The organism is Catenulispora pinistramenti (assembly GCF_018274385.1).
Taxonomy (GTDB): domain Bacteria; phylum Actinomycetota; class Actinomycetes; order Streptomycetales; family Catenulisporaceae; genus Catenulispora; species Catenulispora pinistramenti.
The window spans coordinates 19361-40035 of record NZ_JAAFYZ010000028.1; the positions used below are offsets into that span (position 1 = coordinate 19361).

At 62.3% G+C, this 20675-nt stretch carries 12 protein-coding genes and 1 pseudogene; 3 read left to right on the forward strand and 10 right to left on the reverse strand.

Going from position 1 to position 20675, the window contains the following annotated elements; all coding sequences use genetic code 11:
• Positions 1-47: 47 nt before the first annotated feature.
• From KGQ19_RS11170 to KGQ19_RS11185, 4 genes are all read right to left on the reverse strand, one after another.
• On the reverse strand, positions 48-488 hold the full coding sequence (locus KGQ19_RS11170) for a hypothetical protein (RefSeq protein ID WP_194896542.1): 441 nt from the start codon (positions 486-488) through the stop codon (positions 48-50).
• 110 nt (positions 489-598) lie between these two features.
• Positions 599-4567: an SGNH/GDSL hydrolase family protein gene (locus KGQ19_RS11175; RefSeq protein WP_212009019.1), complete on the reverse strand. Its 3969-nt coding sequence runs from the start codon at positions 4565-4567 to the stop codon at positions 599-601.
• Between the two features lie 607 nt (positions 4568-5174).
• Entirely contained in the window at positions 5175-5564 is a 390-nt protein-coding gene (locus tag KGQ19_RS11180; protein ID WP_212009020.1) for a hypothetical protein, read from the reverse strand.
• 402 nt (positions 5565-5966) lie between these two features.
• Entirely contained in the window at positions 5967-6296 is a 330-nt protein-coding gene (locus KGQ19_RS11185; protein ID WP_212009021.1) for a response regulator transcription factor, read from the reverse strand.
• Positions 6297-7123: 827 nt separating this feature from the next.
• On the opposite strand from KGQ19_RS11185, the gene KGQ19_RS11190 reads away from it, so the two are divergent.
• The 3 genes from KGQ19_RS11190 to KGQ19_RS11200 all read left to right on the forward strand — a co-directional run bounded on the left by KGQ19_RS11190 (position 7124) and on the right by KGQ19_RS11200 (position 9961).
• A complete protein-coding gene (locus KGQ19_RS11190) occupies positions 7124-7954 on the forward strand; it encodes an HlyD family efflux transporter periplasmic adaptor subunit (protein WP_212009022.1) in 831 nt (276 codons plus the stop codon).
• Positions 7951-8670 carry an ABC transporter ATP-binding protein gene (locus KGQ19_RS11195; protein ID WP_212009023.1) on the forward strand — a complete coding sequence of 240 codons (720 nt, stop codon included), beginning with the start codon at positions 7951-7953 and terminating at the stop codon, positions 8668-8670. The genes KGQ19_RS11190 and KGQ19_RS11195 overlap by 4 nt, the downstream gene beginning before the upstream one ends.
• 124 nt (positions 8671-8794) lie before the next feature.
• Complete coding sequence (locus KGQ19_RS11200; RefSeq protein ID WP_212009024.1) at positions 8795-9961, forward strand: ABC transporter permease; 1167 nt, start codon at positions 8795-8797, stop codon at positions 9959-9961.
• Positions 9962-10385: 424 nt separating this feature from the next.
• Here KGQ19_RS11200 and KGQ19_RS52695 read toward each other — a convergent pair.
• The 6 genes and pseudogenes from KGQ19_RS52695 to KGQ19_RS11230 form a co-directional block, all read right to left on the reverse strand.
• A pseudogene (locus KGQ19_RS52695) lies at positions 10386-10791 on the reverse strand (transposase); the annotation flags it as partial.
• A 146-nt stretch (positions 10792-10937) separates the two neighbouring features.
• Complete coding sequence (locus KGQ19_RS11210; RefSeq protein WP_212009026.1) at positions 10938-11576, reverse strand: hypothetical protein; 639 nt, start codon at positions 11574-11576, stop codon at positions 10938-10940.
• Positions 11577-11934: 358 nt separating this feature from the next.
• Entirely contained in the window at positions 11935-12378 is a 444-nt protein-coding gene (locus KGQ19_RS11215) for a hypothetical protein (RefSeq protein ID WP_212009027.1), read from the reverse strand.
• Between the two features lie 694 nt (positions 12379-13072).
• Entirely contained in the window at positions 13073-13405 is a 333-nt protein-coding gene (locus tag KGQ19_RS11220; RefSeq protein WP_212009028.1) for a hypothetical protein, read from the reverse strand.
• Between the two features lie 15 nt (positions 13406-13420).
• On the reverse strand, positions 13421-17947 hold the full coding sequence (locus KGQ19_RS11225) for an RHS repeat-associated core domain-containing protein (RefSeq protein ID WP_212009029.1): 4527 nt from the start codon (positions 17945-17947) through the stop codon (positions 13421-13423).
• A 183-nt stretch (positions 17948-18130) separates the two neighbouring features.
• Positions 18131-20665: an AfsR/SARP family transcriptional regulator gene (locus KGQ19_RS11230; RefSeq protein WP_212009030.1), complete on the reverse strand. Its 2535-nt coding sequence runs from the start codon at positions 20663-20665 to the stop codon at positions 18131-18133.
• Positions 20666-20675 lie beyond the last annotated feature (10 nt).

The following is a 20675-nucleotide window of genomic DNA, read 5'->3' on the forward strand; positions in this document are numbered from 1 at the left end:
GACCACCAAGATCCCCGACGGATTCAAGCTTAGCCTGATCAAACCTCTTACTGTGGCGGCAGCGATACTTGCGCGTTCGGGTTGGGAAGCGGATTGACCTGTGTGCACGAGATTTCGGCAGGCTCCGGTGCAACCGATTCTGAACGCTGAACCGTGCCCTGGAAGCAAGCGATTTTCAGCCCATCGCTGATAGACCCCGGGTCAGCATAGCGAGCACTCATAGCGAAACTGATCACCACCGTGCCGTTCTTGTCCACGGCATCGACCCTGTCTGGACCGGGTCTCGTCGTGGCCAGCGTTTTCAGCTGTCCTACGGTCAGCGGGCCGGCGTGAAGCGCCGTCGCGGCGGCGGCGAGGTAGCTGGCCGCATTCGTCTCGATCACTTTGCTCGCCGCAGCCTCTTGCTTGTCTGCTATCGAGTTGTCGCGGTGCCAGCTGATGAGCAGAATCGCCCCGTACAGCACGGCCCCACCGATGACAACAGACATCACGATAATGAATCCCCTACGCAACGCGTCAATTCCTCCTGCAGTTGATCGCCGGGGGGCCGGGAGCAGTATGGCCAGCCTGCTCCCGGCCCCTCGGCGAGTGTGGTCTATCAGTAGTTTGCCGCTCTGAGGGCGTTCAGGAACGCCGCTGCGTAGATGGGTGTGCCGGTGTTGTTCGGATGGTAGCTCTCCATGCTGCCACAAGGCAGTTTGCTGCCAGGGCAGGAGAAGTCTCCAGGTCCTGTCGGCGCCGCGACGGCGTCGTTGATCCCAGATGTCGCGTTGTCGCAGATGCGGTGGTTGGAGAACTCGGCGTTCGGCCAGTAAAACGTCGCCGGCACGTGGGCCTGGCTGGCAACTGCCGTCGCCACCGCGTCGGCCTCGTGGGTCTCCATGTAGTCGGCCCAGCCGTTCAGCTGGGACGCGTTCGAGGACGCCATGACGCTACACCCGAGGATGACGTTGGGGGCGTTGAACAACTCGGGGTAACCCAGCAGAACGATCTTCGCGTTCGGCGCCTTGTCGTGGATCGCCGCCAGGACGCCCGGGATATTCGCCGTCGCAGCGACGATGTCCCCCTTGACCTTCGAGTCCGCGGGACAGTCGAGCTCGACGCAGTGCTTGACAACGTCGCTGAACCCGGCATCGTTTCCGCCAATAGTGAGCGCCACCAGGGTCGTGTGCTCGTCAAGGAACCCCGCAGCGATCTGTGGAACCTCGTGGTATTGGCCCATAGTGCCCCAGATAGGTTGATTCGTTTTGGTGTCAACGAGTTCACCGGGGCCGAAGTTGTATGTATACGCCCCCGAACAGGCCGTCGATTGGTAGTCGAGGCTGTCGCCGAACACATCGGCCGTCTTGCCGATGGTGTTGGTCTGGTGCGGCAGCGTAGTCAGGCGGATCCACGAGTTCTGGCTCTGTCGGCATGCGTTCCAAGTCGCGTCCGGCGAGGTCGAAGTGTCCTGGCTCGCATACGGGCCCACATCTGTACCGGGCAGGTACGGTTCGGCGCCCTCCCCGGAGGAGTATGAGTCGCCCATCGCCACTACGAAGTCTGACGGCTGGCCCGGCAGTTGCTGAAAGGCTATGGCATCCCACGCGATGTCCGCCGAGCCGGTGCCGTCGCCGTCCATTGTCGTGTTGCTCAGGGACACACTGGTCGGTCCCGATCCGCTGTTCGTGAACTGGAAGGTCCCCAAGCTCACCCAGGTGTTCTGTCTCAGGTGAGTGTTGATGATCCGAGTCTCGGACTTGCCGTCGCCCGTATTGATCACGTACGCGGCCTGCTGTGTGGTCGCTGCGATGTCAGGGATGTGAGTCATGACTCGCACCCAGCCATTGAGCTTCGCCGACGGCGTCCACGTTCCTGTGACCGTCAGGTTGCCGCCTGGTCCGCCACCATAGTTGTACTGCGCTCCCTGGGTACCGGCACCGCGAGTGTGGGCGAACCACATGTGCCCGTCGAAGCCTGCGGAGAGTTGGTGCAGGTCTTCCTTTGCTTCGTAGGCGCCGCTGGCGTCCCCGTAGAAGTTGAAGGCGAACGATCCGGCGTCGACGGCCGTTTTCGAGCCCGAAGCACAACCGACCTGGATCGGTGCTGAGTCCGGAACCGAGGTGACGACGCTGGTGTTCGGGGCGTTCGGTAGGACGCAGTCTCCGGTGGTCGGATAGGTGGTGCCGTGCGCGTCACCGGGTTCGCTGCGTGGCGTCTTATAGGTCATCGTCTCGTTGCCGCAATCGGCGGGGCAGGTCTTCCAGGTGACCGACTGGTGATACCACAAGGCCTGGTTGCAAGCGAGAGTCGTGCACTTCGGCGGGTTGGTGGGGTCGCAACCGTTGCTGGCGTCACAGAAGGCGTTCAGCGGCGGCTTCACAGTCGTCCGGTCTCCGACGGCATTCCACCATGCGGCCTGGTAACCGTGAGTGTTCCCATTGTTCTGCAGCCCGTTGTCGTCATAGGAGTAGCCGGCGTCGATGGGCCAAGCCGCCCAGCCAAGTACCTTCTCCTCGTACGGCCAGTCCTGCGGGTGCCCGGCGTCGCTGTAGGTGTTGTTGTCCAAGAACGGGTGCCGGTTCGGCGGATAGTTCGGGTTGGCCGGGTTGTTCAACCAGCCCAGACCCCAGGCAGTCATGCCGGCGGTGGGGATGTTCAAGCCCTCGTTGTAGTCCCACAGGGCCGCGAACCAGTTCTCGAGCTTCGAGGGGTCATCGTTGTTGAGGGTGATCGGCTGCGCCAGCATGTGCAGTTCGTTCCACTTGCTCTCGAGGATCCGCAGACTGGCAGCGATGTTGGTCGCGTAGTCCACCGCGACGGCGGTCTGCTCGTCCGGCGGCAGGGCGACTTCGCCAGGCTTCTCCTGGCCGGCCATCCGCATGCCGTCGGTCACCTGACCGACACCGTAACCACAGTCGGCTTTCGACCAGTTGACCGCCCACGAGCCTGGGTCGTAGCCGGGAGTGGCCGATACCTTGACGCCGTAGAAATTGGCCACCAACGGGTTGCCGTACTCGCCTGGCAGCGCGTGACCTGTGGCCTGCCAAAGATTGGACTCCTGGGCCAACACGCCGAGCAGCACCTGGGCCGGAACGCGGGCAGTGGATCCGGGCAGTGGCTGTCCGTCGGTCCCGACCAGCGGGATCGACGGGAACATGCCCTGCGGGGTCCAGGCCGCCAAACCACTGTTCTTCCAGTTCGTCGGCCGCTGTACGTTCAGGATGCCGCGGACCGCGTCGTCCACAGCCCACTCGACCTGGTTCGGCGTTGGCTGGTAGACCTGCGTGTTCGCATCATTGCGGGCTACAGAACAAGATCGGTCGGCATCGACCGGGTCAGTGGGCGATCCGGTCGTGGCCGCCGTCCCGACGCCGTGTGCCTTAGACGTTGGAGCCATCCGCATCAAAGCGGGCGTTGGCACGCCGCCACCGGCTGGCGACTGCTGGTCGGAGGCAACCGTGAAGTCGACCGATTTCGACGTTCCAGCTATGTCCGCCTTGATGGAGAAAGGGGCCGGCACCGAAGCGTCAGCCTCGGGTGACCCAGCGACTCGCGTCTGCGCCATCCGCTGCCCGAGGTCGGCCGGCTGGGCCGAGCGCACCACCAATCGCGCTTCGGTTGAGACCATACTGTCCACGTCCGCTGCCACCTGCATGACGTCACCCGGCAAGGCTTTGACCGTTTTAGCCTCCCCGGTGATAAAGACGCGGCCCGCAGTGCCGGCTGCGATACCGACTGCGGAAGCCGGGCCGGACCCCAAAATCGAAACAGTGCCACCCGCCATCCGCTTGGCTGTCGCCGACGAGGCATCCTGCTCGACGTAGTCCAGCCCGTTGTGCGCGTCCGGGTGCAGATCGAACAATGTGCCCTTGCCATGGGCGACCTCGGTCACCGCCCCGCTTCCGTCGATCGAGTCGAGGACGGAGCCCTTGGCTCCGAGGAGTTTGTTCCCTACCGGAACCGCGGAGGTTATCTGACCCGGGACCGTAACGATCTTTCCGACCGAACCAGTCGCCGCGTCGATCGGTATCAACCGTGTTTGCCCGGCCGCCGAATTCTCTTGGGTAAGTACCGCCGACTCGCCTACGCCGCAGCCGGGACTAAAGTAGGCGAGCGTCGTCGTCACCGGAAGCTTCGTAACCTTCCCGGTATCCAGATCGACGACTGCGGCGAACGCACCTCGCTCGAACATCGTTGCGTCATTCGACGCAGAGCGTGGCGCGTAGCTAACGACCGCGTGCGTTCCGGATCCAGTCACACAGGCGTTACCGATCCACTGATCGTCGGTAAGCCCCGGCTCCGACAACACTGTGGCCTCGCGCCACTGATAGGCGTTCTTGCTGTCCGCCACCAACACGTGGAGGCCGTTACCATCGCCGACGACCTGAACTGCGCGGTCTGTAGACGTCCGCCAGTCGCGGGGCAGCACTTGGTCTGGATCGTTCACCCGGTCCGATTGAGCGGCCGGAGATTGCGGCTGGTTCGAAGTCTGGCGCTTACCCGACGGTGAATCCGGTGGTTTCTGGACTGTGGTGGCAACAGATGTTTGAGCGGCACCGACGACGAAGACTGTTGCCAGCGTCACCAGCGCGAGAGAACGTCTCGTCCGCCTTGATTGTCGTTGAGTACGCAATTCGAATCCTAGGATAGGAGGTTCCGAGCACCATCGAGGTGATATTCGCCTTTGCGACCGTCATGCCGACCGTTCAGGCAAACGGGCCGACTGTCGCCCCTAGAGAACGCCTTGGAGCTCGCCTCGGCGCCGGTCGTCCAGGGTGTCAGAGGAAAATCGCGACGCAACTAGTTCGTCAGAGCTTCAGCTCGCTTGTGAAGCCGGCGAGGATCAGACGCCTGGCTTTCTGTCGTAGCATGTTGTCACTGCTCCTTCTTGTCGTACTACCGATGGGTCGTTGCCGTGCGGTGGTGCGGATGGAGCACACGGGTGGCCTCGCTTTCCAGAGCGGGGCCACCCGGCACACGGACCCTTGTAAGGGTCCTTCGATACGCCGGAGTGCTATGGGTCAGCATCCAGATCACTCCTTACCGTGTCAATCGACCCTCAACGCGGTACGCCGCGCGACCAGCTACTTTGTGTAGCACCCCGCCGAACAGACCAGTAAAATCGGACACCCTTCTGATCGATTCGTCCATTTTTGTAATGATTCATACATGGGCGTATTTTGTCGCATGTATCACGAGTAAAGTATTAGTAAAGAGATCTTCGTACCCTGATAGACTTGACACGTTGGCCTCAACGCGTACGCGCCGGCACAGACCTGATGCAGACTCACATAAGCGTTCGTATGCTCCACCGCTTGGACCGGTCCAACAGGGTGGGACTGCGGCGCATGCTTTCCACAGACACCAACGATCTGGGTCGGTTCACAGCCGGTGTCTAGTGGGCTGCACAGGTCTCGCGCACTCACCGGTTCGGTGGTGCCGGCTAGGACGGTGAGGGCGTGCAGGTAGACGGGGCCGTCCGGGAGATGTGGTACCGCCTCGTCGAGGGCGAGCGCCAGGATGACCTTGCGGGCGGTGGCCAGTTCAGCATCGGCTTCGCGCGACTGCCCGCTGCTGTTCACGATCTGCGATCTTGGCTAGCGCGGTTGTCATCTCAGGCGCCTTCACACGCTGCGCCAGGTAGGGATGACCTGGCCGGTGAGCCGGGCCGGCCACGACGGCAGCTACCGTCCAGCAGACCCTGGACTCGGCCGAGGCTTCACAGGATTCGTCGTCCCGAACCAGGCGGCGGTGCAGCATCGAAGTGCCATTGCTCTTCTCCACCACCCACCGCTTGTTGGCTGGACCGCGATCCCCTGCTGCCCGGCGCGGCGCGTGACGATCTCCACATCGATACCGGAGTACGCACCATGCTCGAGGGCTAGTGTCTTGAAGCCCTGATCCACCCACGCGTTGGTCACGGTGCCGACCGTGGCGACCTCGTCCAGCAGCCGAGTCGGGTGCCGGACACGTTACCCGTGCCTTCAAGACCGCGAAGGATGGAGTCGGCAGGCTACCCCGCTGCTACACGAAGCAAGGTGTGTAGCCACTATCAGCGCTGCTTGGACCCGCGACACGATGCCGAGCTTGGAGAAGATCTTGGTTGTGCAAGCTTTGACGGTCGATTCGCGGATGCCCAGTCCACGGGCAATGCCGCGGGTGCTCAGCCCCACGCCAATGCCTGACAAGACCTCTATCTCACGCGGCGTCAAAAGGCTGAGCTTGGGTTCGTGGACATCGGTAAACGAGCCGAAGCGTGTTAGCGGGCACGGCACCGAGCCAGATCCGGCACTGCCTGCGGCGATCTCGATCATGAAGCACCCTCTTCTCACAGTGACCACAGTCGACATGTCGAGGTGGAGCCGCTCCACAACGGGATGCGGCGGTAGCGCGAGGGGGTGCAACTAGATCATCGTTGCGACAGGACGAGGTCTTGTCAACGCCGACCAAGCAGTAACACAGAGGTTTGATAAAAGGGTTCAGCTACGCTACCCTCCGTTCGGGTGGGGTGTGCACTTTGATTTATCTCCGTTGCGGAGAGTGAGCAAGACTCAATACCTGCTTGGCCTCTCAGAGCAGCTCGATTCGCCAATGAGCCAAGATCATCGCGGGGCCTCAGGGCGTACCGCGGTACGACACCACTTCTCCTGCACTCGGGCAAATAGGGAGCCGTGTGTTCACACGCAAAGCAGACGATGCCGAGACAACCAATGGTCTGTCACAACCGACTCGACGACAGACCCAGTTCCTAGCAGTGGCATTGCTTGCGGCGGTGCTGGCTTGCGGCGGTCTAATTGGCTCTACATGGGTCAAATCGCCAGCCGAGCAAGCTGCGCAGACCCGTCCGCCGAGACCTTCCGTGCTGACTGCATCGGTTGTGCGAAAGGTTCTTGCGAACACTGTCACCACTCGGGGTAGCGTGTCAGCTGGTGGAGGCATCGCTGTGACGCCACAGCCCCCTCGCGGCTCAGAACCCTCCAATGGCACATCGGCATTGATCGTCTCCAAACTCACAGCCAAGGCTGGGGATGAACTGTCGGCAGGGGCAGTTCTGATTGAGGTGTCTGGGCGACCAATAGTGGTCCTTCAGGGGCAGGTACCAGCCTATAGGGATCTAGAACCGAACGCAGACGGCGGCGACGTGGCCCAATTGCAGAACGCGCTGGCATCCGCGGGCTACCCCTCGGGCTCGGATGCGCATGGTCACTTTGGCCCTGGCACACAGGAAGCACTTTCGGCCTACTACCGCCACCTCGGCTACCCGCCGCCAATAATCGGCGGGTCGGAACCAGCCGGAGTCATGCTGCCGGCGAACGAGGTTGTTTTCGTTCCCAGCTTTCCCGTACGCGTAGCCAGCCTGAACGTGCAGCTAGGCCAGACAGTCTCGGGTCCGACCCTGACGCTGGAATCCGGGACTCTGACAGTGTCAGCCTTCTTGCCGCCCGCGCAGGCTGATCTCGTGAAACCGGGGATGAAGGTCCAATTGGATGCCGAGGCGTTGGGAGATCAGACCGCAGAAGCGAAGGTGGCATCGATCGGCACCATAGCCGCTGGCCAAGGCCCTGATACCAACGGAGCAGATGCTAGTGGTCCTGCGGCGGGTTCAAGCGGCATACCGGCTGTCGGCGCAAACGTATTGCAGCAGCCAGTCAAGCCTCAACAGACAGGAATCGGCTTGCCGTTGACCATTACGTCCACTGAACCGCTGCCCACAACGTGGAACGGACAAGACGTCCGGGTCACGCTCACAGGAGCGGCCACTGATGGTCCAGTCTTGGCGGTACCACTTTCCGCACTGTCAACAGGTGCTGATTCGGTAACCTCGGTGACTGTTGTAGCACCGGACGGATCCCAGCGACGAGTGCCAGTGTCGGCGGGTACCAGCGCTGACGGCGACGTGCAGGTCACACCGATCAAGCCCAGCGCCCTTCGTGAAGGCGACACCGTAGTTGTCGGGCAGGCACAGCAGTGACTTCCGCCACCTGCGCTGCCCCACCCGTCGTAGATTTGCGAGGGGTGGCACGCACTTATCAAGGCCCGTCACCTGTAACCGCACTGCATCCAGTTGAACTGCGGATCGGCGTAGGCGAGCATGTGGCGATCATCGGGCCATCCGGCTCCGGCAAGTCGACCTTGATGAACCTGATCGGCCTGCTAGATCGCCCAACCGCCGGCACATACCTGATGGACGGCGTAGATACCTCCCAGATCTCGGAGCGGGACCGAACCGCTTTGCGTGGCCATCGAATTGGCTTCGTCTTCCAGGCTTTCCATTTGATGCCACACCGTTCATGTGTGGAGAACGTCATGCTTGCGCAGCTCTACACTAGCCGCCGCCCCAAAGCCACACGCAGGGCAAACGCAATCGAAGCGTTGGTACAGGTTGGCCTGGGGCACCGGCTGGAAGCCCATCCGGGCACGTTGTCCGGTGGTGAGCGTCAACGCGTGGCCATCGCACGTGCCATAGTCAATCGCCCAAAACTGCTTTTGGCAGATGAGCCGACAGGAAATCTGGATTCGAGCATGGCGCACAGTGTGCTCGACATCCTGGATAATCTCATCGCTGACGGGCTAACCCTGCTTGTCATTACGCACGATGCGACCGTTGCAGCACGAGCACGCAGAACGGTCCGCATCGCCGACGGCAGGCTTACGGAGACTCAGACGGGGGCCACTGGTGCGGGCTAGAAAGCCGAAACTGAATGCCCTCAACCCTGACATGCAGATAGATCGTTCACACCTCAGGATCCGTGAACTCGGAGAGGAGGCGTTGGCCGGACTCTCTCAGCGCCCCGCTCGCACGCTGCTGACCATGCTCGGTACGGTCTTGGGCGTCGGGGCGTTTGTGGCAATCCTCGGTCTGACTTCAACTGCCACCGGCCAAATCTCTTCGGCGTTCTCGCCGCTGTCGGCAACCCAAGTCGATGTGCAGGATACAGGGCCAGCAGGCAACGGCCAGGGACTGCAAACCGACTCCCCTCGACGTGATGACTTCCCTGAAGACGCGGACCAGCGTGTGGAGCGCCTGAACGGAGTCGTCCATGCCGGGGTCTGGTGGAAGGTACACAGCCAGGACGGTCAGCCCGTGTCGGTTGCAGCCAACCCACCGAACGCAGTAGATAACGCCAACGCTGAGAGCGGTTCAGTCGACATCTACGCGGCATCCCCTGAGGCTCTTGCCGCGATGAGGCCGACCATCACGATGGGTCGTTCGTACGACGCATTCGCGGAGAATCGTGCCGAGCACGTCGTGGTTCTGTCTGAATCGACAGCCCAACGGCTTGGTATCTCTCGGATTGATGCCCAGCCCGCCGTTTTTCTCAACGGTGTCCCTTATTCGGTCGAGGGGATTTTCTCTGACGTCAACCGCTTGCCAGAGGTTCTTCTTGGCATGGTCATCCCGACCACTACCGCCAAGCATGACTTCGGCCTGCCTACCTCAGGGGACCCCGCGCACATGCTCATTGAAACGAGACTCGGTGCCGCACGATTGGTCGCCTCTCAAGCGTCAATAGCCCTTTCTCCGGAGCAGTTTGACCGCTTCAAGGCGATACCGCCTCCGGACCCACACGCTCTCAAAGACCGTGTCGCCAGTGATCTCAATGCACTGTTTCTGCTACTGGCTGGAATCACGCTGGCCATAGGGGCGGTGGGCATCGCTAACACTACCCTGGTATCGGTACTGGAACGTACTGGTGAAATCGGGCTGCGGCGCTCACTTGGAGCACGTCCACGCCACATCGCCAGCCAATTCCTTGCCGAGTCGACAGCCATCGGCGCTCTCGGAGGGCTGATCGGAACAGCGCTCGGCGTCGGCACAGTTATAAGTGTGGCCCTGGCAAAAAACTGGACAGCTCTTCTGAGCCCCAGTGCGGTACTGCCGGCTCCATTGATCGGAGCCGTCGTAGGCCTTGCAGCGGGAACATACCCGGCATTACGTGCGGCGCGAATCGAACCCGTGGAAGCTCTGAGGCGCTGATCCTTCGATGCACGAAGCATGTGGGTTCTTCGCTGGGAGGCCATCAGCCAATCCGCGTTGCAGGGTGACTCAACCGTCTGGATCTTGGTCGCCCAAAAGGCCAGAGTCTGCTCCGAGCAGAAGTGGATATTTGCTTCAGCTGCGGAGCGACAGCGCGGCCTACGAGTCCAAAAAAAGCCAGCAGTTGTAACAACAAGCAGGGTAGGTATGCATGTACAACCGCCGCGAGCAGTCACGTTCGTTTGAGAGGATAAGGGTCCTTATTAGTTCGGCCGGCCCGGTGAACTGGATGGTGGCGGTGCCGGGGAGTTCAGCCATGGATCTTTCGGAGAACCAGCAGCGGCCGGCGACTTGCCCTTCATCGTGGATCGGCCAGGACGGCGCCGGTAAGGCGTTCGAGTAGGGCGGGGTCAGGAAAGACCTGCTTCGACATCTGAGACTTCGAGATCCCAGTGTCTACGCCTACGGCCTTGACCAGCTCGTCGACCGATCGTGTAGACAGGCCGTGGATGTAGGCCTCTACCACGACCGCGAACCACAACTGGTCGATGCGGCACTTGCGCTCCAACGGTGAGGGGCGAAGGAGCCGGTGCGCAACTTGGTGATGTGCAGCTGTACGTCTCCGGCCGCAGTCGTCAGGTCTGGCTCGCGGTGTCCGTAACGCTGGGTCGTGCGCTCCGGGCTGTGCTGGAACGGTGCCGAGCCGATCGTCGCGGGGTCTGCGGCTTCTCTTGCAGGATCCGCTCCAGCACAGTGCGGACCGTGTCAGTGTTGTCGGAATGGCGCAGCGACGCTGGCAGGCCCAACAGCTTAGTCTGGGAGAGAGCCATCGCAGGTCCACCCTTCGGGAAATTGAAGCCTTCTCTCTGAAGGCCCTGCGATGGCCCCCGCACATTAGAGCTCAGCCCAAGATCAATGACACCGCACAAGCGAACGCCGCCCAGCCTCATGACCTTGGCGAAAAGGAGCTAGGGAATCAATGGCCAACCACCTGAGCTGCGTGCTTTACCGCGCTACCTATCGCAGCTCGTCCGTTAGTGAGAGCCTCGATGTTGTTATCTATCGCCTTGCGTTCGATTTCGTTCTCCACAGCGAGCCATGTGCCAGGCAAGCCCGTTGCCTTCTTGCACGCGACGTCCTTTCGCGCGGTGGAGATTTCTTCTGCGGATGCACTCTTTTCAGACCAGCGGGCGTCATTTTGAGCGTCGTTAGGCGTCTTGTAGGAGTAACCGGCCGACTTCATGCATGCTGACCACTGTGCGAATGCGGTAACAACTCGGCTGTCACTTTGAGACTGCGCAAAGCTGTCTGCCTTGATTTGCTGTGCTATTTGATCCTCGCCCTTCAAGTCCTGCCCTGCTGGCGACCCCCATAGTTGGGTGCTCGCCTCTGCCTCACAGCCCCCGGGAGGTGTTTTCGGGTTTGGCTGTTCTGAACCCGTAAGAGCCTTGAGTAGCGCCGGCGTTCGCTGCGGAAGCTGGTCACTGCCGAATTGGAAACCCTTGTTTCGGCTGTCCACCAACGAGACCATGAAGTGGTAGCCCTGGCTCGCTTCCTCGTCTGAAACGGGGCCGTATCTGCCTTTGAGATCGGGCATTGCAACGATCTTTTCCACGTTGAGGACAGGGTAAGTGAATCCATGAGTGCCAAGGCAACGACTCACCAATATGGACTGCGCTACCGCGAGCTCCGCCGTTTCGTGATCGCTGGCCACAAATGCCTCTATTGCCAGGTCATCGTTGCCTCCAGCCACAGCAGGCGCGGCGGTTCCGGCAGATTTGGCCGCGGCCGACCCCGAGTGGTTGCTTGAAGAATGGCCACAGGCAGCGACCACCAGGAGCGTGAGGGCACTGAATGAGATTATTCGTGAGGCAGTTTTCATTGATTCCCTTAGCACAATATATTTCTCGGCATGCAGTTACCCGCCTTCAGCAAAACGGGCCGAAGACGGGCACTATCTGCCAAAACCCAATTCAGTACGTGAACAACAACGAGGCTTCGTTGTGCCATAGACCATTACCGAGATGGTAATCGGACGTCGAGGAGTTGACACGGTCTCGGTTGCCGAGGTAGTTGGAGTTGACGCAGAAAACGGACGCCAGGGGGCTGCCGTAGTTCCACGCGGAAGCAACGTTGTTCTTCACTGGCAGCCCGGCGCCGTCTGAGCCGCCGTTGCCAGATACCAGCGTTTCGTGCATGGCTGGGACGTTGTCAACGTCATTAGCGCTGTAATATTCGTAGGTTCCGCCAGCGCCAGTGTCGTAGTCGCCATACCATACACAGACTCCAGGGCCGTACGCCGGGCTGAACGAAGCACAGTCACCCTGATAGAGCGTGCCGCCGCTGGCTTGAGCCGGCGCCGAGATCAGGAGACTGGCACCCACGGCCAGGGTGGCCAACGCCGCACCGGTTCTCATTACTCGCATCTTACCCTCCCGATGAACAGCCGATCATTTCCACTTCATAATTGTGGCCATCGGTTCGCGGGGACACCACTAGACCTTTGTCGGTGTACCAAGGTCTGTATGCACTGCCGACACTAACGATCTTTAACCTGGATGACTCAGCATCCATAGACGCCTTGCTCGTGTGACGTTAGGATCGCGTTTCGCGGGCATCTGTCCGTTTCGGCTGGGTCGGCGGGGTGGCCGGGTGCCCGAGGCGCTCGGGCGGGCGGCGCGGTTCCACGTCCGGGTGGGGTGCCGCATGGCTCCTTCCACGCTCGTCGGGGTGTTTTCGTGCAGGTCAAGTGGGTTCTGGCAGGGCGTTCAGCCGACTCCAGACGTCGGTGAGCACGGCCGCCCAAGGCCAGTCGGATCCGATCTTCAGGGTTCTGGCACGGGCGTGGCGTACGAGGCGAGCGGGCACGTGCAGGATTCAGAACCGCAGGGTATCGATGGTGGCTTCGGCCAGGACGGTGCCGGCGAAGCCAAGTAGCCGGATGTAGGCGGCCAGGTCGTTGGCGATGTTCGCTACCAGCATCCAGGCTGCGTTCACGGTCTGGACACATCCCGGAGCGGTTCCACGACAAGCCTAGGCTGATTGTACAGCGTCTGTTTGGCAGTACGCTGGTCAACAGTGGAACAGGGCCTTTAGTAAGTCGCCCATAGATCAGTCGAGCAGGTCTACGTCCGCAGCGACTTCGAACCGGTTGAACACCATCCAAACAGCTCGCACTTGCTCGCCGAGACACGGACTGGCACCTTCGATCGATACCCTCACGTCGACATCGCCTTCTTCTACCTGCTTTGAGATCGCGATCTCAATCTTTGCCTGGCCGACCAATGGATACCTGAACCAGGATGGATCGCCGCTGTCGGACTCAAGGCCAGTCTCAATGGCATCCCAATCGGAGTTGTCGAACCGATACTCAGCCAAGGACGACAGGGCTACGAGGAACCCCTTGAGGTTGTCACGCTTCAGCCAGTTGTTGATTTCAGGCACTGCGATCTCCCTGGCTCAGCCGTTACTGGGCGGGCCGACCGGCCACGAGTGGACCATTCTGCCTTCTCTGGTCACTCTGATCCAGTTTGTCAGCTCGCCGGTCTTTCCGACGATTCCGACCGGCCCGTTCTCGATGTACACGCGAGCCTTGTTGCCGACCCACAGGCCGTGGGCGTCTGCGTAAGCTGCGGCGTCCAGCGTTATCTTTTCGGGTTCGCTGTTGAACAGGAACTGGCTCTTGCCGTCGACGGTGCTGCCTGACATGTGCGGCAGCATGGCTTGCTGCCGGACGGTGTATACGTCGTTGGTCCAGTTGCCCTTGGGGTTGATGTATGGCTTCGGGAGGTCTGGGTTGACTGTGTTGAACCCTTCCCCATAATGAGCCCCTTCGTATTCGAGGCCCAACGGGTCGGCAAAGATCAAGGGGTTCGGGGCGTATGCATGATCGTTCGGCGCCGGCGCCAGCCCCAGGGGGTCCGGAGTGAGGTACGCGGCGGCGTCGGGGTCGTAGTAGCGGTGGACGTTGTAGTGCAGGCCGGTTTCGGCATCGTAGTACTGGCCGGGGAACCGTAGTGGGCAGTCCAGTCCCGCCTCGGCGACGGTGCTTGTGGTGCGTCCCCACAAGGTCGTCGTGGTGTGCCAGGCGACATGACCGTCGGGTGTGACCAACTCGGTGGGGGTGCCGACGAGATCGGTGACGATGGCGTGGAACGCCTCGTCGATGCGGTCCTGGTCAGCGTCATCGCCAGACCGGCCCCGGCGCCGCTGCGCTGCGGGACGGTAGGTTCCGGGATCGTAGTCCCAGGTCAAGGTCACAGACGAGCCGCGAGCCCCAGGTGTTTGTTGCTCTGCGAGGCGCGGGCCATCCCAGGAGAAGACGGTCTGCTCCGCTATGGCGCCGTCGTCGCCGACCCGCCGTTTCTCCGTGCGCCGGCCGAGGGGGTCGTAGATGTAGTGCCAGGTGCCATTGTCGGGTGTGACGGCTTGCACGAGACGATCTTGTGAGTCCCAGCTGTACTCCCATACCCGTCGTCGTCCGTCCAACGTGCGACGAACTGTGCGGATGAGGCGTCCGGCGTCGTCATGCTCGAAGTGGATTCGCCCGGCGCGCCGAATTAGGGTCCTCATTGCACCACTCGATGCCGCCGAGGTGGCCTCCTCCGGGACGGCGCCGCTTGGTCGGCCGTTGGGGTCAGCATCCTTGAGGGTTGCGTTGCCGAAGGCCTCGTATGCGTAGTCCTCTGTCCAGCCCTGCGCGGTTACGGTGGTGACCCGACCCGCACGGTCTGATATGTAGTGCCGTATCACGCCGCGAAGTGTGTCCTGCAACTCCTCGGGCGTGCCGTCGGCCCGCCAAGCCCACGTTCGGCCGAACACGCTGTGCATGCCACCTGCCGAACCGGCGAGCAGGTCTTGCGTGACCAGGCGGCCGACCGCATCGTAGCCCCGCGCCAGCGACGCTCCCGCGCTGAAGAGCCGTTCGATCTCCCGCCCGGCCTCATCGAATCTGAACGATACGTGATCATCTCCGGCGGCCAGACCGGTCGGACGCCCCGCCGCGTCATACGTCCAGTCCGACTCGATGCCAGAGGCCGTAACGCGTCGGACAAGTCGTCCTGCAGGGTCGTACCCGTAGCGCATGGTCCGGCCATCAACCGTCTCGGCGGCCACCCGGCCCAGCGGATCGTATTCGAAGGCAACGGCGTTGTCTGGACCCGCCGCGTTGACCATGTGTCCCGTGGAGTCATAGCTGTAGCGGTAGTCCCCATCGGGGGTCCGCAGCGCCACCACGTTGCCCGCGGAGTCGTGTTCCAACGTCATCCGCTGCCCGACCCGAGTGGTCCGCATGACCAACTGGCCGAGCGCGTCATACTCGTAGGCCAGAGTACGGCCGATGAAATCAGTCTCACTGGCCAGCCGTCCAGCGGCGTCGTAGTGGTAGTGCCAGGTTGCACCCGCAGGATTTCCGACTTCGACGAGATTGAGTTCGCTGTCGTATGTAAAGGTATGGCGAACACCATCCGGTCCCGTCCGAGCCATCAGAGTCTCCACGGGGCCCGGTTCGAAGACGGTAGTCGCGCCGACGGGATCCACAATCCGCACCAGCCGTCCGCTGGCATCGTGGTGCCATACTGTGCGGGCGCCATCGGGATCGACTCGTGCCACTGGTTGACCTTCGACATTCCACTCGAAGGCCGTGACAGCTCCGCTTGGATTCGTCACCCGCACCATCCGGCCGGCACTGTCCCGGTCAGCCTGGGTCAAGCCCCCGAGCGGATCCAGCACCGTGAGCGACAGGCCGGCGCGGTCGTTGGTGAACCGGGTGACAGCTCCCACCTGGTCGGTAACAGCGATGGGAGCGCCATCGTCGGAGTAGACGAACTTGACGACGGCGTCACTTGGATCAGTCACAGATGTGAGGTTGCCCCGTTCGTCGTACTCCCGACGCCATTCGGCGCCATCGGGATAGACGGCAGAGACGACCTGGTGAAGTCGATTGTGACCGAACTGGACGGTGGATCCGTCGGCTGTGACGACAGATTGGATGTCTCCGGCTTCGTCGCGATACAGAGTGGTGATGTTGCCGAGGGGGTCGGTACGCGACAAAACCCTGCCGTACAGGTCCGACAGCGTACTCGTCGTATTGCCCAGGGGATCGGTCTCGGCGGTGATATGACCGTTCTCGTCGTACACGAAGGTGGTGACGTGACCGAGAGAATTGGTGAAGACGGTGGTGCGGTTGGCGGGATCGTAGCGGAACGAGCCCGCCAGAAAGGCGCCCTCGCCTCGGACTACACGGTCGAGGTGGTCATAAACGTAGCCGTAGCGATAGCCACCGCGGTCGCGCCAGGCGATGATGCGGTCGTTCTCGTCCCATTCATAGGTGAACGGCGAACCGGAGGAGTTAATCACGCCTGTCAGACGGCCGCGCTGGTCGTACGAGTAGCGCTTCACCACCGTGTCGTCGCCGAGGCTGTCACCGGCCACCAGGCGCAAAGAGCTGATACGCGGACCAGTGGCTGTGGCAATCGTGTCGACGGCGATGCGGTAGCCCGGGTGCTCAATCAGCGTGGGTGTCCCCTGCGCGTCCCGTATCACGTCGATGCGATTGCCGTTGCGGTCGGAGACCGCTGTCAGATCTCGAATCTGCCCCAGCTCGTTTTGAAAGTGCGTGACAGCGAAGTGCCGTGTCTGGCCGGACCAAGGGTCAGTGATCCGGACCTCATCACTGCCACGATCCCAAACAAGCGGCCAGCGGCTCCCCCGCTCAGGCAACATCTCGCTGCCGCCGACGGGTATCCCGTAGTCCAGCCGCTGCGCGTCATCACCAGCAAAGTGGATCCCCGCCTCGTTGATCGAGATCCGCTGGTCAAGGGTGGAAGACCAACCGGGGCCGAATAGGTGACCGGTTGCATAGCCGGAGGCGTAGGCGCGACGCAGGATCACCGGCAGTGTGCCGGGCAGTTCCAAGTCGGTGGCGTCGGTGAGCATCCACCCGGACACCACATCGACGGGGTCGGCCATCTTCCCTGCGGGCCTGGCACCGTCTGCGGTTCGGGCTTCGGCACCAACGGCGTTCTCCGAGCCTTCAGCTTCCTTGCCGAACTTCGAAGCCATTGAGTCGAACGCCTTGCCGCCAACTTTTGACAATGCTCTACCACCCAGGAAGGTAGCGCCGAGCATGCCGGCGCCCAGCAGTGCGTCTCCCCAGTGGCCTTGCATGCCGTCGCCGGCGATCTGCACGCCGGTGCCGACAAGCGCGATCAGGTTGTCGGCCTCGGCCAGACCTGCGGTGACGACGTCCACTCCGGGGATCCAGGCGGTCGCGATCGCCAGCACGTCCAGGACCGGCGCGATATCCCCGGCGATCTCGCCGATCTTCCCGCCCCACTCGGCCAGCTCCGCACCGAGGTGCTCCCACCAGTGCTTGTTGTGGATACCGTCGGACTGGGCGTGATGGATCGCCTTGGCACAGTCTTTAGCCGCGGCGATGCGATCGTCGTGTGCTTGGTTCGCCTGCGCTGTGAGCGTGGCCATGTGCGCCTTGGCGTTGCTCAGGTTGGTCTGTGCGGTGTCGTGCGCGGCTTGCGCATCGGTGACGGCCTGCGGGTTGGGGGTGGTGGCGTGGCTCTGCTGCGCTGTCTTCAGATCGTCCGCGGCGGTGTTGGCGTTGGTGGTGGCGTGCTGCAGATCGACCTGCGCATCCTGCGCTTGCCGCAAAGCTGTATCAGCTTTGGATTGGGCTGCCTGCAGCTTTGGAGCGTACGCGGATAGTGCATCGGATGCCTCGCTGTAAGACGTGTACAGCTTCTGCAGCCGCCCCGGCAACGGGCCGTAGTTGGCCTTGAATGCTTCGGCTGTCTGGCCGACCCACTCCAGCGTCGTTGTGTCCGATCCGAACGAGTTCAAGCTCCGATACGCCGACTCGACGTCGTGTGCGAAGTCACCGAACTCTTTGGCCAGAGCCTGGACCGATTCCACGACACCCGGGGTGGGATCCCCATCCAGACCCAGAATGTCCCAGCCAGACGGACGCGCCATCAGTCGAACCCTCCCCCGAGTGTGCTGCTTAAATCAAGCGTGAGCAGTTGCTGGGCCAGCGCTGCTGGCCTCGGCCTCCCCTACTCACAACGAGAAATGAGTCTACAAAGCGGTCAGGATCTCGGTAACCCCCGAGCATGATTTGGTTGCGCTCTGTTCCGACCGTGTACGCGACCCATTGGGCTACGCCACCGAGTTGGTCATCATCGCTGCGAGGTGTGCGCTGGGCGTTGTCCCCAGCTGCGCAAGGAGATCGACCAGATCGCGAAAGCGGCGATCGGCAGCATGCCGCTGACCGAGGTCAAGGTGGAGGCTGATCAACGACTCATAAAGCCCCTGGTTCCAAGGTTCCATGCGAATCGCCCGATCCAGCACGTCAAGAGCTCTCTCGGGGTCCGAGGTACGTACCAACTCGGCGAGGCTCTGGTGTGTGTCGATGATGCGTGTCCAGTACTGCTCGCGAAACGGGCGGAGCCAGATCTCGTAAGGTTCGGTGAGCTTGTTCGCCCGCTCGATCGCGTAGCCGAGTTCCCCGCGATACAGCTCTACCGCGGCGGTCAACTCCTCGATGCGAGTGGCAGCGTCCACCCCATCGCGACGCTTGATCAGTTCGTCAAACTGCCAGAGGTCGCTGTCGAAGTATTCGGGATTCAGATAGGCCACGCCGACGCTTCGATCCTTGGGGAAGAACTCAAGCTTGTCTCCGTAGATGCCGGCAAGGGCCGTACGGGTGTGGGACAACGCCGTGGTGAGGTGGGCCCTGCGCTTATCAGGGTCGTCTTCGGGCCACAGGTCGGCTGCCAAGGCAGCGCGGCTTACGCCGTTCCGATGGAGCACGAGGTACGTAAGCAACGCGATGAGCTGGACACGGACGTCAGCGGTTGCGTCACGGCCACCGCAGAGGATCTGGACCGGGCCAAGGATGTTGATCATGATGGCCTCCGACGCGGCCGGCTTCGCGTGGGAGGCCTGCGGAGGGATCGACGCCGACTCCATAGGGGTTCGCGGCGCGGGTGGTGCGGAGACCGCGGGTTTCACTGAGGATTCAGCCGTGGCGTCAGGATCGCTCCATGCCAAGGGCAAGTGTCCGAAAAGATCGCGTGCTTCGGGCAGGCTGAGATGATAGGCAGTCCCGCCTTCCAGTGCATTTGCTGCCGGACCACTTGCAGTGATCTCGAAAGCGGCGTTGATGTTCGCGACGCTGTTTGCCTGTCGGTTGCCGAGGTAGATCGGCACCACACGGCCTGTGGGCGCCTCCGTAGGCTCGTCCGACGGAGTAGCGAGCAGGAGACAACGATCGGCTGTCGTGGAATTCGCTTCCTTCACAGCTTCTGCGTAGTCGGCGCAGACGGTCAGGTGCTCGACGCGCCGCGCGGCCAACTCGTCGCCCAGCAAGGCACGTAGGTCGGCGTCTGTCGTCACCACGGGAAAGGCAACCGAACTCGCCAAGAATCCGCCAGCCGTTAGACAGCTGAGCAGAAGTGCTCGCGCAGCGTCCTGCGCACCGCCGCCAGCGAGCGCGAGGCCGTTGCCCGCAGCGGTCTCCAGCAAAATCGGTCGTCCATCACAGACCCCGAGATAGACCGCCTCCGGTGCGCGCATCTCCGCTAGAACCGGTGGGACCGGTTCTACATCGCTGACCGGAACCGAGTCGATATAGGGATCCTCGTCATGGAATCCGAGTACGCCCGCAGCCTGAAGCAGCGACGTCTCGGTGTCGCTGAGCCTGGGCGTCGGCGGGACAAGTTCGTCGGGATCCCGGCGTGGCGGGCGAACGCGGGAGCGAATCCGCGCGGCGGCCAGGGCTGCTGTGAACCCGGCCGCGAGGGTGAGGCTGACGTAGCCGCCGCTCGGCAGATCCACCGCGACGGGGCGGCGCACGACGGGGCGCACAGCAGACGAGTTGTCCACGCGATGGTGGGGTCCCGAGAAGGCAGGAGTCGAAAGCGCGCTATCGCGTTCACCAGCTGCGTTCGGAACCACCGATGTCGATCCTGCCCGCACGGTCCTGGTCGCCGCGGAAGCTTGCGAAGGCACGGTCTTATGCCCGGGGGTGACCTCTGAGTCACCACGGGGTAGCACAAGCCGCCAGCCAGGCTGGATCAAGTTCGGATCGGTGAGAACGCGGCCATCGTCCTGGATCCGATGGCGGTTCAGCTCGAAGATCTCCCTCCACCGTTCACCATCCCCGAGGTACCTAGCAGCGATGTCCCACAGACGGTCTCCTACGACGACGACATGGATCGCGTTCTCAGAGGCGACGCTGACAGCGCCCCCTGACAGGCCGCCAACCTCCGTTCCACCATGCGTGCTGGTCGTAGCCACAGCAACGCCAAATGTCCCGCGTGCCGCGATGATGCTGAGAGCGATACTGGTCAGGAACCGGCCGGCAAGGTTGGCGTTCTCCATTGTCGGCATCACCACGCCAGTCCGCAGGCAACGTGCGGTGTCGGCGACGGCGCCTGGCAGTTGCACAGCGATCTGCAGTGTGAAGAGTGCCCACAGTATCCACGCGGCAGAGACCAGGACGTCGATCAACGCCTGGTCAGGGAACAGCTTGGCTGCGTCCAACCAGCCGGTGACGTCCGTATAGTCGGGCACGTGGTTCGGCACGGGAGACCAGTAGAAGCACGACAAGCCCCACGGCAGACCGCCGACGATCCCCACGAGCACCACCAACAACAGCGTCGGCCGGGCGATGCGAAGGAGTGCTCGCACATCAGAGCCT